Source organism: Rheinheimera texasensis DSM 17496, from assembly GCF_000711985.1.
In the GTDB taxonomy this organism is placed as follows: Bacteria; Pseudomonadota; Gammaproteobacteria; order Enterobacterales; family Alteromonadaceae; genus Pararheinheimera; species Pararheinheimera texasensis.
The window spans coordinates 419,243-431,171 of the sequence record NZ_JONU01000007.1; the positions used below are offsets into that span (position 1 = coordinate 419,243).

11 protein-coding genes are annotated in these 11,929 nt (G+C 52.0%); all 11 read right to left on the bottom strand.

Annotation, left to right across the window (positions count from 1 at the left end):
• Window positions 1-17: 17 nt before the first annotated feature.
• The gene (gene acnD, locus Q399_RS0101895; RefSeq protein ID WP_031564901.1) at window positions 18-2,606 is read right to left on the bottom strand and encodes a Fe/S-dependent 2-methylisocitrate dehydratase AcnD; all 2,589 of its coding nucleotides are present in this window, start codon (window positions 2,604-2,606) and stop codon (window positions 18-20) included.
• A 67-nt stretch (window positions 2,607-2,673) separates the two neighbouring features.
• Entirely contained in the window at window positions 2,674-3,804 is a 1,131-nt protein-coding gene (gene prpC / locus Q399_RS0101900; protein ID WP_031564903.1) for a bifunctional 2-methylcitrate synthase/citrate synthase, read from the bottom strand.
• Window positions 3,805-3,844: 40 nt separating this feature from the next.
• Window positions 3,845-4,729: a methylisocitrate lyase gene (prpB, locus tag Q399_RS0101905; RefSeq protein ID WP_031564905.1), complete on the bottom strand. Its 885-nt coding sequence runs from the start codon at window positions 4,727-4,729 to the stop codon at window positions 3,845-3,847.
• A 1-nt stretch (window position 4,730) separates the two neighbouring features.
• Window positions 4,731-5,393, bottom strand: a complete 663-nt coding sequence (locus Q399_RS0101910; protein WP_031564907.1) for a GntR family transcriptional regulator — start codon at window positions 5,391-5,393, stop codon at window positions 4,731-4,733.
• A 603-nt stretch (window positions 5,394-5,996) separates the two neighbouring features.
• On the bottom strand, window positions 5,997-6,773 hold the full coding sequence (locus Q399_RS0101915; RefSeq protein WP_031564909.1) for a TatD family hydrolase: 777 nt from the start codon (window positions 6,771-6,773) through the stop codon (window positions 5,997-5,999).
• A gap of 156 nt (window positions 6,774-6,929) precedes the next feature.
• A complete protein-coding gene (locus Q399_RS0101925) occupies window positions 6,930-7,256 on the bottom strand; it encodes a PilZ domain-containing protein (RefSeq protein ID WP_031564911.1) in 327 nt (108 codons plus the stop codon).
• On the bottom strand, window positions 7,244-8,152 hold the full coding sequence (holB, locus tag Q399_RS0101930; RefSeq protein WP_031564913.1) for a DNA polymerase III subunit delta': 909 nt from the start codon (window positions 8,150-8,152) through the stop codon (window positions 7,244-7,246). The genes Q399_RS0101925 and holB overlap by 13 nt, the downstream gene beginning before the upstream one ends.
• A complete protein-coding gene (tmk, locus tag Q399_RS0101935; RefSeq protein WP_031564916.1) occupies window positions 8,149-8,769 on the bottom strand; it encodes a dTMP kinase in 621 nt (206 codons plus the stop codon). The genes holB and tmk overlap by 4 nt, the downstream gene beginning before the upstream one ends.
• Window positions 8,766-9,776, bottom strand: coding sequence for an endolytic transglycosylase MltG (gene mltG / locus Q399_RS0101940; protein ID WP_031564918.1), 1,011 nt, complete (start codon window positions 9,774-9,776; stop codon window positions 8,766-8,768). The genes tmk and mltG overlap by 4 nt, the downstream gene beginning before the upstream one ends.
• A complete protein-coding gene (pabC, locus tag Q399_RS0101945; RefSeq protein ID WP_157836207.1) occupies window positions 9,777-10,544 on the bottom strand; it encodes an aminodeoxychorismate lyase in 768 nt (255 codons plus the stop codon). It abuts the gene before it with no gap.
• Window positions 10,545-10,676: 132 nt separating this feature from the next.
• Window positions 10,677-11,915 carry a beta-ketoacyl-ACP synthase II gene (gene fabF, locus Q399_RS0101950; RefSeq protein WP_037045638.1) on the bottom strand — a complete coding sequence of 413 codons (1,239 nt, stop codon included), beginning with the start codon at window positions 11,913-11,915 and terminating at the stop codon, window positions 10,677-10,679.
• Window positions 11,916-11,929: the final 14 nt, after the last annotated feature.

The window sequence follows — 11,929 nt, forward strand, 5'->3', positions numbered from 1 at the left end:
AGGCCGGCTTTAGTCTGTTACAGATTGCCGCCTAAGAAATCTTTGGCGAACCGTTGCAACACGCCGCCAGCGTCATAAATCGACACTTCTTCAGCAGTATCCAGCCGGCAAGTGACCGGCACCTGCAGCGTTTCACCGTTGCGGCGATGCACCACCAAGGTCAGCGTGGCACGGGGCAGGCGCTCTCCAATCACGTCAAAGCTCTCAGTACCATCAAGCCCTAACGTCAGCCGGTTAGTACCGGTTTTAAATTCCAGTGGTAACACGCCCATACCAACCAGGTTCGTGCGGTGAATGCGTTCAAAACCTTCGGCCACAATGGCTTCAACGCCGGCTAAACGCACACCTTTAGCCGCCCAGTCGCGACTCGAACCCTGACCATAATCAGCACCGGCGATGATAATCAGTGGTTGTTTACGCTGCATGTAGGTCTCAATGGTTTCCCACATCCGCATGACTTTGCCTTCCGGCTCCAGTCGGGCCAGCGAGCCTTGCTTCACTTTGCCATCCACAACCACCATTTCATTGATAAGTTTCGGGTTGGCAAAAGTGGCCCGTTGCGCCGTCAGATGGTCGCCGCGGTGGGTGGCATAAGAGTTAAAATCCTCTTCCGGCAAGCCCATTTTGTGCAGGTATTCACCAGCCGCACTGTCCAACATAATGGCGTTAGACGGTGACAAATGGTCCGTGGTGATGTTGTCGCCTAAAAGCGCCAGCGGCAACATGCCTTTAAGCGTGCGTTCACCGGCTAAAGCGCCTTCCCAGTAAGGCGGACGGCGAATATAGGTACTTTGTGGCCGCCAGTCATACAGCGGGCTGATTTTCTCACCGTAATCGACATCAACGGCAAACATTGGCTCATAGACTTTGCGGTACTGCTCAGGTTTGACGCTGGCAGCCACCACCGCATCAATCTCAGCATCGCTTGGCCATAAATCTTTAAGGCGAATTTCCGCGCCGCTTGCAGCATAACCCAGCACATCTTTTTCGATATCAAAGCGGATTGTGCCGGCAATCGCATAAGCCACCACTAAGGCCGGTGATGCCAGGAATGCTTGCTTGGCATAAGGATGAATGCGGCCGTCAAAGTTGCGGTTGCCCGACAACACGGCGGTGGCGTACAAATCACGTTCTATCACTTCCTGTTGAATGACAGGGTCGAGCGCCCCGCTCATGCCGTTACAGGTAGTACAGGCAAAAGCGACGATACCAAATCCCAGTGCTTCCAAGTCCTCCAATAAACCGGCTTCCTGCAAATACAGTTCAACTGCTTTGGAGCCCGGCGCCAGTGAGGTTTTGACCCAGGGTTTACGCACCAGGCCAAGTTTACGGGCATTGCGCGCCAGAATACCGGCCGCGATGACATTACGTGGGTTACTGGTGTTGGTACAGCTGGTGATAGCGGCGATAATCACAGCGCCATCCGGCATCAGGCCAGGTTCATTTTCAACCACACCACTGATGCCTTTGGCAGCTAAATCTGTAGTCGCAACGCGGGCATGCGGATTCGACGGGCCGGCGATGTTGCGCACCACAGTCGACAGATCAAACCGCAGCACCCGCGGATAGACAGCTGTAGTCAGGCTATCCGCCCAAAGGCCAGCCGTTTTGGCGTAAGTTTCAACAAGTTTTACCTGAGCGGCATCACGACCGGTCAACGTCAGATAATCCAGTGTCTGCTGATCGATGTAAAACATCGCAGCCGTGGCGCCGTATTCCGGTGTCATGTTGGAAATGGTGGCGCGGTCGCCAAGGCTCAGACTATTGGCGCCCTCGCCGAAAAATTCCAGATAAGCTGACACCACTTTTTGCTTGCGCAGGAATTCAGTCAGCGCTAATACAATGTCAGTTGCCTGAATGCCCGGCTGCGCTTTGCCGGTCAGCTCAACGCCAATGATATCCGGCAGCCGCATCCAGGATGCGCGGCCTAACATCACACTTTCGGCTTCTAAGCCACCAACACCAATGGCAATAACGCCGAGCGCATCGACATGCGGCGTATGACTGTCAGTGCCAACCAGCGTATCCGGATAAGCCACGCCGTCTTTGGCGTGAATAACCGGCGACATCCGCTCCAGGTTAATTTGATGCATGATGCCGTTACCAGGCGGGATCACATCGACGTTTTTAAAGGCTTTTTTCGTCCAGTTAATAAAATGGAAACGGTCGTCGTTGCGACGATCTTCAATAGCGCGGTTTTTGGCAAAAGCATCTTTTTCAAAACCGCCATGCTCGACGGCCAATGAGTGGTCAACGATGAGCTGCGTCGGCACCACCGGATTGACTTTGGCCGGGTCACCGCCTTGTGCTGCAATCGCATCACGCAAGCCTGCCAGATCCACTAATGCGGTCTGGCCAAGAATGTCATGACAGACCACGCGCGCCGGGAACCAAGGGAAGTCCAGTTCTTGTTTGCGTTCAATCAGTTGCATCAAATAGGCATTGAGCTGTGCCGGGTCTGCCCGTCTCACCAGGTTTTCCGCATGCACACGCGAGGTATAAGGCAGTGTTGCCCAAGCGCCCGGCTGCAAGCTGTCGACCGCAGCAGCCGCATCAAAATAATCAAGGCCAGTATCGGCCAGGGGTTTACGGAATAAAGTGTTCATCGCCATCTCTTCTTCAGACTTTTCATAGACTTGATGCGCCGGCATCACCCCGCCGGCGCCAGCGACATTAACCACGTGCGGCGATAGGCTGCACTTCACGCGGTTCTACACCAACATAGTCCGCACTAGGCCGGATGATGCGGTTATCAGCCCGTTGTTCCATCACATGAGCGGCCCAGCCGGTTAAGCGTGAACAAACGAAAATCGGCGTGAACAACTTAGTGGCGATGCCCATGTAGTTATAAGCCGAGGCATGGAAAAAGTCGGCGTTACAGAACAGTTTTTTCTCACGCCACATCACGGCTTCACAGCGCACAGACACATCGTACAAACGCGTATCGCCGTTAGCTTTGGCCAGTTGCTCAGACCAGGCTTTGATCACGGCATTACGTGGGTCGGATTCAGAATAAATCGCATGGCCAAAGCCCATGATTTTATCTTTACGCGCCAGCATGCCGAGTAAGGTCTCTTCAGCGTGCTCAGGGTCACGCATATTTTCAATCAGTTCCATCGCAGCTTCGTTAGCGCCGCCGTGCAGTGGGCCGCGCAGCGAACCAATAGCGCCGGTGATACAGGAATGCATGTCAGACAATGTCGAAGCACAGACGCGCGCGGTAAAAGTCGAGGCGTTAAATTCATGCTCGGCGTATAAAATCAGTGATGCGTGCATCACAGTCACATGCAGTGGTTCTGGTTTTTTGTCATGCAAAGTCCAGAGGAATTGCTCAGCAATCGAATCCGCGGCCGTTTCAACGTTGATACGCTTGCCATGATGGCTGTAGTTGTACCAGTAGTTAATCATGCCAGGGAAAATCGCCAGCATGCGGTCAGTGACATCTTGCTGTTCATTGAAACTGTGCTCAGTTTCCAGGTTGCCAAGCATAGAACAACCGGTGCGCATCACGTCCATCGGATGGGCGCTCGCCGGAATGCGTTCCAGCACTTCTTTTAATGCCTGTGGCAGGCTGCGTAAACTTTTCAGTTTTGCTTTATAAGCGGCAAGTTCAGCTTCGGTTGGTAACTCACCTTTTAAAATCAGGTGGGCAACTTCTTCAAATTCACATTTCGCCGCTAAATCTTTGACATCATAACCGCGGTAAGTCAGGCCTGAGCCGGTTTTTCCGACCGTAGATAAAGCGGTTTTTCCAGCAATTTGACCGCGTAAACCGGCACCGGTCAGTTGTTTAGTTGTCGACATATTCGGTTCTCCAGAGGCAGATAAGTAAAAGTTACTGTGATTATTTGTTTTTGCCTTGAGCAAATAACGAGTCCAGTTTTTCTTCGTAACTGTGATAATTCAGGAAATCGTAAAGTTCAGCGCGGGTCTGCATGCTGTCGACCACCGCTTTCTGGTCGCCGTTGGTCAGAATGGACTGATATACATTCAGCGCAGCTTTGTTCATCGCGCGGAACGCAGATAACGGATACAGCACCATCTTGACGCCAACGCCGGCAAGTTCGGCGGTATTAAACAGTGGCGTCTGCCCAAATTCAGTGATATTGGCGAGCACCGGTACCGACAGCGCCTGAGTAAAGGCATGATATTGTTCCAGCGTATACACGGCTTCGGCAAAAATGGCATCGGCACCAGCTTCAACACACGCCTGTGCCCGTTCAATCGCCGCGGCTAAGCCTTGTTGCTGTAATGCATCAGTGCGCGCCATGATAAAAAAGCTGGCGTCAGTGCGGGCATCGACTGCAGCTTTGACGCGGTCGACCATCTCGTCCTGCGACACAATTTCTTTGTTCGGTCTGTGACCACAACGTTTTTGCATCACCTGATCTTCAATGTGAAAACCAGCAGCGCCAGCCCGCGTCATCTCACGCACGGTGCGGGCGATGTTAAAAGCCCCGCCCCAGCCGGTGTCGGCATCAACTAACAGCGGCAGTTCAGTGGCACCGGTAATACGGCGGATGTCTTCACAGACGTCATTAAGCGAAGTCATGCCCAGATCCGGTAAACCAAAAGAGGCATTGGCTACGCCAGCGCCGGATAAATACAGCGCTTTGTGACCAACACGTTCGGCCATCATGGCGGTGTAGGCGTTGATAGTACCGACCAGCTGTAATGGCTGGTTAGCCTCAATGGCCTGACGGAGTTTAAAACCTGCAGTTGCTGTCATTTCAATTCCCCTGTTGTAAATGTAATTCGATATTGCGGCGCGACGCGCTGATATGGCGGCGCATCAGAAGTTCGGCCAGTTCGCCATCACGATTGGCAATGGCGTTCAGTATGGCTTTATGTTCGTCAAAAGCGCGCGACACCCGTGGGCCAGCCATGCCCATCTGCACCCGGTACATCCGCACAAGATAATAAAGCTCGTCACATAAGATGTTGATGAGATAAGGATTTTTGCTGGCCTGGATAATTCGGTAGTGGAAATCGACGTCGCCGGCTTCCTGATAATAACTTTCGCCTTCACGCACGCGCTGCGTCGCCAGGTGTTGGTCCAGCAGGCTTTGCATTTGTTTGATGTCTGCATCGGACATCTGCTCTGCCGCCAGCCTGCAAGCCATACCTTCGAGATTTTCACGAATTTGATACAGCGAAATCAGACCTTGCGGGGTCAATTTCACTACCCTGGCTCCGGCATTCGGGATCCGTTCAATCAGATGACAGCGTTCCAGTCGCGCAAGCGCTTCACGCAGAGGCGCGCGGCTTAAATCAAACTGCTTCGCCAATTCAGGTTCGGAAATTTTGCTGCCAGGGGCTATTTCGCCGGCGACTATGGCGCGCTGGATCTCTAGCAGCACTCTGTCTGCGGCAGTAATTGGGTCTTTTTGCATCAGAAAACCGCATTATGTCGACATAAATATGCCATGGCGCAGTTTTAGAGTCTTTTTAATGCTAAGTCAAGCCAGACAAAAGTAGTATTGTCGACAATTCATATGCAAAACACCGTGACTTTGGCAAGTTGCATGCACAGGGGCTTGTAACAAATTTCTTCCAACTCAACTGGAACTCAACAGTAAGAATTTTTTATTAGAATATTTGGTGATTAAAAATCAGGTGCATAAGAGTTAATTAATATGTCAATGATAAGTAGCAGATTTAGGGAAACCTAAAGCAAAGCCTTAGCTAATGCTTTATTGACTGGATAAAGCTGGGGATAACTTCTGCATAAGCTGGGTGCAAGCTGTGCTTTAATTACGTATTGTTTACCAATTCAACATTTTATTGCTCACCGCTCGCTGCGCAAAATATGTGCACTTGGCTACACTGGTTTTATCTGTTTGGTGCAGATGGTCTGCACCTCCCCCTCTAGCGCACGGCTCATCCTTGAGCCATTCCCCTAAGCCCGGAACAATGCGGATTGGTTCTGGGCTTCTTTTCTTTTGTCGACAATGTTTGCCGCGGGCTGGCCCTGAACCAATAGTGCTTTGTCTGACTCAGGCGCTGGCAAGCGGAAATAAACGACGAAAATTCTGACTGGTTTGCTCAGCTAATAATTCAATATCGATCTGGCGCTCACGGGCAATTGCCGTCGCGACAGCTGCGACATAAGCAGGCTGATTAGTTTTACCGCGATATGGCACCGGCGCCAGATATGGCGAGTCCGTTTCAATTAACAGGCGATCTGATGGCACCAACCTGACAACTTCCCGCAAAGCGTCGGCATTACGAAAGGTCATAATGCCGGAAAAGGAAATATAAAAGCCTAAATCCAGCGCTGCTTTGGCCGTATCCCAGTCTTCGGTAAAACAGTGCAGCACACCGCCACAATCCTGCGCCTGCTCGCCACGCAACAAGGCTAATGTATCACCTCTTGCATCCCGGGTATGCACAATCAGCGGTTTGTTCAGCTGACGGGCCACACCGATATGAGCGGCAAAAGCCGATTGTTGGGTCGTTTTGTTATCCGGACTATAAAAATAATCTAGGCCGGTTTCACCGACAGCCACTACTGAGTTGCTTTGGCACAAGCGCAGTAAATCGTCCTGACTAAATCCCAGTTTTTGATGCAGCGGGTGTTCGCCGCAGGAAACGGATATTTGCGGATAGTCTTTGACCAGCGCAGCCATCGCCGGAAATTCCTGCAAACTGACACTGACACACAGCATATGATTAACCTGCGCTGTCGCAGCTGCAGCTAGAACTGCAGGTAAATCCATCCCGAGCTTGTCGAGTTCAAGACGGTCAAGGTGGCAATGGGAATCAATAAACAAAAGCAGCTCCAGACTTGAATGGCGATAGGAAAAACGGCGGCAGTGTACCTGAAGCAGGCTGGATCGTGAAGATTTGGATTGTGAAGCTGTGCGACATCAAACTGCTTGGTGAAGCTGCCTGCCGTAAAAATCTGTTCCGGACTCAGCCTGCAAGCACTACAACGTAAAAGTCAGTTCCGCCGACTCCTGCGTGCCGCTTAATAACTTTTCGATTTTGTCACGCAGATTCATTTTGTCATCAATAAAGGCCACACCAATACCGGCCGGACTGGTATTTTGCGCGCCTTGCGGCGTTAACCACGCCACTTTCCCTGACACCGGAATAGCTTCCAGTGCATCCGGCAAGGTGACCTGTAATGCCAGCGACTGCCCCATTTTATAATGCCGGCTGGTGCGCACAAAGAGCCCGCCTTGTTTAAAAAACGGCATGTAAGAACGGTACAGCTCTTTTAAATCGGCGAAATCTAATGTCAGTTCTTCCATGGCGTACCTCTCAACATCTGGTGCAGGTCTAACAACAAAGTTGTCAGTGCTAAAGATTTATTCTGCCCCAAAATCCGTTGTTCGTCACGGCACCATTGAGCCACTCTTTGAAAAAGCTGCACCGGCGGCAACGCCTGCTGTACCGACCAGTGCCTAAGCGTATAGTAAAGTAAAGCCGGCAGTTCCGTTTGTGTCTCCAGCTGCTTTTGCAGTGCACCAAGCCCATTGCCGCTTTGCAGAAATTGTTGCAGTTGCTGCAACTGTGCCGCCAATGTCAGCGCCTCACCACTTTGCAGCAATTCCAACGCCTTTAACGGAGCACCGCCGCAGAGCTCCAGCAAAAACTCCGGTAATGGGTCCGGGCTGTGTTGCTGCAGCCACTGCGCCGTTTGGGCACTGTACTGCGCCGGTAAGTCCCAGCGCTGACAACGCGACAAAATAGTCGGCATCAGCTGATCGGCATAAGCGGTTTGTAAAAGCAGATAACTGCTGTGGCCGGGTTCTTCCAGCGTTTTCAGCAGGGCATTGGCCGCGGATTCGGTCATTTTTTCCGCCTGTGGGATCACCACTACCCGGGCACCGCCCTGCTGCGGCGCATTTTGCAGCAAATAACTGATGTCCCGAATCTGGTCCACTGAAATACTGCTGCCAACTTCCAGCGTCAACAGATCCGGATGATGGCCGGCGGCCCCGAGCAAACAGCTTTTACATCGACCACAAGCGCCTTCCGCTAAAGGATTCTGGCACAGCAACAGATGGGCCAGTTGTTTGGCGAGGATATGTTTGCCGATGCCCTCCGGGCCAGTCAGTAAAATGGCATGATGCAACTGTTGGTTGACGGCGAGAGTAAAAAGACGCAGTTCAGTGTGCTGCAACCAGGGTAATGACGTAGTCACGCGAAATGTTGCTCCAGCGCTTGTCGTAATTGCTGCTGCACATCCGCCAGCGGCTTTGCAGCATCAATCACCACGATATTGGGTTCGCTCGAGGCTATGGCCAGATACTTCGCGCGTGCGCGTTGGAAGAACCCCAGCTGCTCTTGTTCAATCCGGTCCAGCTCGCCGCGGGCTCTGGCGCGTTCCAGGCCAATCACCGGGTCAATATCCAGATACAGCGTCAGATCCGGCCGCAAATCTGCCAATACCAGCTGACGGATCGGGTCCAGTACCTCGTCCGGAATCTGCCGGCCACCGCCCTGATAAGCGCGGGAAGAGAGGTCGTGCCGGTCGGCTAACACCCAGTCGCCGCGTTCCAGTGCCGGCCGGATCACGTTATCCAACAGCTGGGCGCGTGCTGCGTACATCAGCAGCAGCTCGGTGACTGGTGATACTCTTTCCTGTTGTACCGATTTCACCAGCGTGCGGATCTGTTCGGCCAATGGCGTGCCGCCTGGTTCTCGCGTTTGCACCAATGGATGCCCTTGCTCTTGCAGCCACTGCTGCACTGTCTGGATGGCTGTCGTTTTACCGGCGCCTTCCAGCCCCTCAATTACAACAAAACGGCCCTGTTTCATGATTTTTTCCCAAAAATATACTGCTGTACCGCTTTATTATGTTCGGCCAGACTTTGTGAAAACTGGTGAGTCCCATCGCCCTTTGCAACAAAATACAATTTGTCAGACTGAGCCGGCTGCGCCGCGGCCTGTAAGGAGCCCAAGCTGACCAATGCAATTGGCCCTGGCGGCAGCCCGGCATACACATAAGTATTGTACGGATGCGGGTCTTTCAAATGCTCGCGTTTAATATCACCCTGATACCGGTCACCCAATCCGTAAATAACCGTTGGATCGGTCTGCAGCTTCATTTTGCTCTGCAACCTGTTGATAAAAACCGCCGCGATCAACGGCTTTTCGGGTAAATGACCAGTTTCTTTTTCCACAATAGAAGCCAGCGTCAGCAGCTCATAACGATTTTGCAGCGGTAAGCCGCCTTGTTTGCTCTGCCAGGCGGCGTCGAGCTTATTCAGCAACACCTGATTGGCTCTTTGCAGCACCACAGACAATTTGGTGTGAGCGGTATAAAAATAGGTATCAGGGAACACTAGTGCTTCGGCTGACACCGGCTTTGTGCCCCAATCAGCTGGCCATTGCAGCAGCTGCCGGGCTTTGTCGGTGTCGGCGACATCAGCGTCCAGATAAGGCAACTGTTGCAGCTGTTGCAGGTTCTGGGCAAAAGTCTGGCCTTCCCGGATGGTCAGGCTGAACTGAGCAACTTTCCCACTGCGCAATAGCTGTAGAAGTTGCTGTAAACGCATTGGTTGCACAGCGTAAACCCCGGCCTGTAGCTGCCTTAATTGCGGATTCAGCAGCGACTGCAGTTTTAGCTGCTGACATTGCCAAGCAGTTAATAATTGCTGTTGTTGCCATTGCCGGCATAAAGACGACAAATTCGAGCCGGGTCTTAGCTCTAAATAAGTATCAGGCAACTTCATCTGCACCAGGAGGACTTGCTGCAGTTCATTGCGAACACCAAAAGCCGCAACGGCCAGCACAATCAGCCCCTGCAACAAAAACTTTTTCATTCAGACTTCCTGTAATAATTCATCGACCTGACGCTGCAATGTCACGGCAGGCCCGGTAACCAGCGAACGGCCAGCAAAAGTAGCAACCGGCACTATCCCCATCAGCGCATTACACAGTGCCAGTGTGGAGACTTCACTGAGCAGGCTCACCGGCAACGGTTGAACTGACACCAGCTGCTGCTGCAATAATAGTTGACGCATCACCCCCGCTACACCTGCTTGTTGCAGGTCCGGCGTCCACCACTGTTGCTGATGCCAGACCAGCAGATTAGCGGCACTGGCTTCGATTAAAAAACCTTGCTGGTCACCAACAAGCAAATCGTCATATTGGCTCAGCTCAGCTTCGCGTTTTAATAACACGGTTTCGAGGCGACTGCAGTGTTTGATACCGGCCAGCAAAGGTTGTTGCGAGAGCTGCATACTGGCCAGGCCCAGTGAGACTCCTTGCTGGCGCGTGAGGCTATAGTCCGGCATTGGCGCCGTCCAGCAGTAGATATCCGCCTCGCTTATCCCAAGAGTGCCGTAACCTCTCGCGCCTTGCCCGCGACTAATTAATACCTTGAGCACTTGATTGGGTGCACTGATTGCAGCATGGACCTGAGATAACACCACTTCTTCACCCGGGGCATTAAAGCCAAGCCGGTGCATAGAATCTGTTAGCCGCTGCCAGTGCAAAGACCAGAGTTGCGGTTCGCCACGGCAAATCCGGATGGTCGAAAAAATACCATCGCCGTATTGAAAGCTGCGGTCTGAAAACGGGATTTGCATCGACATTGTGAAATAAAAAGAGAATTGAACGGCAGTATGCCTGAAAAAAGCCACAGGTTAAATCTGCCAGAACAGCAGCTTGCAAAAAACAAAAGGCTGCATCGCAGCCTTTTGCTCCACAAAAACGGCAAACTAGATTTTCTTAAATAAAATCGAACCGTTAGTGCCACCGAAACCAAAAGAGTTGCACAGAGCGTACTCCATTTTCGCTTGACGCGAATGATGTGGCACGTAATCAAGGTCACAACCTTCATCCGGATTATCCAGGTTAATAGTCGGTGTAACGATTTGATCTTGTAGTGACAACACGGTAATGATCGACTCGACAGAACCGGCAGCACCTAATAAGTGACCTAACATCGACTTACTGGAGCTGACCATCAGACCTTCAGGTTTGGCGCCGAACACTGACTTAATCGCCATAGTTTCGGCAATATCACCAGCAGGTGTCGAAGTGCCGTGGGCATTGATGTATTGCACTTGCGACGGATTTACGCCGGCATCCCGCAGCGCATTGACCATCGCTGAAGCGGCACCACGGCCATTTTCCGGCGGGGACGTCATATGATAGGCATCGCCACTCATGCCAAAACCAACCAGTTCCGCATAAATTTTCGCGCCACGCGCCTTGGCGTGTTCGTATTCTTCCAGCATCACGACACCAGCGCCATCGCCGAGCACAAAACCATCACGGTCTTTATCCCATGGGCGGCTGGCTTGTTGTGGCGCATCGTTACGGGTTGATAAAGCACGGGCTGCACCAAAACCGCCCATGCCTAACGTCGTCGAAGCTTTTTCCGCGCCACCGGCTAACATGGCATCGGCATCGCCATAAGCAATCATCCGCGCGGCATGACCAATATTGTGCACGCCGGTGGTACAGGCGGTGACGATACTGATATTTGGCCCCTGTAAACCCAGCATGATCGACAAATGACCTGAAATCATATTGATAATGGTTGAAGGCACAAAAAACGGCGACAGCTTACGCGGGCCGCTGGCCAACAACTTTTCATGATTCTCTTCAATGAGGCCTAAACCACCGATACCAGAACCGATAGCAGCACCGATCCGGCCGGCATTTTGTTCAGTGATTTCAATACCTGAATCACGAAATGCCTGAATGCCTGCAGCGACGCCGTATTGAATGAACAGGTCCATTTTCCGCGCTTCTTTGCCGGAGAAAAAAGGTTCGACTTCAAAATTTTTAACCAAGCCGGCGAATTTAGTACTGTAGGCTTCAGCATCAAAATGGGTAATAAAATCAATGCCGCTTTTGCCTTGTTGTAATGCCTGCCAGGTGGATGCCACATCATTGCCCAACGGCGTTAACATCCCCATTCCGGTAACAACGACCCGACGTTTCGTCACTTTATCCTCCACAA

What these genes read in the sequence shown, in the direction of transcription:
- acnD (WP_031564901.1), bottom strand. Translation starts at nt 2,606, where the DNA reads ATGAACACTTTATTCCGTAAACCCCTGGCCGATACTGGCCTTGATTAT.
- mltG (WP_031564918.1), bottom strand. Translation starts at nt 9,776, where the DNA reads ATGAAAAAGTTTTTGTTGCAGGGGCTGATTGTGCTGGCCGTTGCGGCT.
- Q399_RS0101925 (WP_031564911.1), bottom strand. Translation starts at nt 7,256, where the DNA reads ATGGAAGAACTGACATTAGATTTCGCCGATTTAAAAGAGCTGTACCGT.
- prpB (WP_031564905.1), bottom strand. Translation starts at nt 4,729, where the DNA reads ATGACAGCAACTGCAGGTTTTAAACTCCGTCAGGCCATTGAGGCTAAC.
- tmk (WP_031564916.1), bottom strand. Translation starts at nt 8,769, where the DNA reads ATGAAACAGGGCCGTTTTGTTGTAATTGAGGGGCTGGAAGGCGCCGGT.
- pabC (WP_157836207.1), bottom strand. Translation starts at nt 10,544, where the DNA reads ATGCAAATCCCGTTTTCAGACCGCAGCTTTCAATACGGCGATGGTATT.
- prpC (WP_031564903.1), bottom strand. Translation starts at nt 3,804, where the DNA reads ATGTCGACAACTAAACAACTGACCGGTGCCGGTTTACGCGGTCAAATT.
- Q399_RS0101910 (WP_031564907.1), bottom strand. Translation starts at nt 5,393, where the DNA reads ATGCAAAAAGACCCAATTACTGCCGCAGACAGAGTGCTGCTAGAGATC.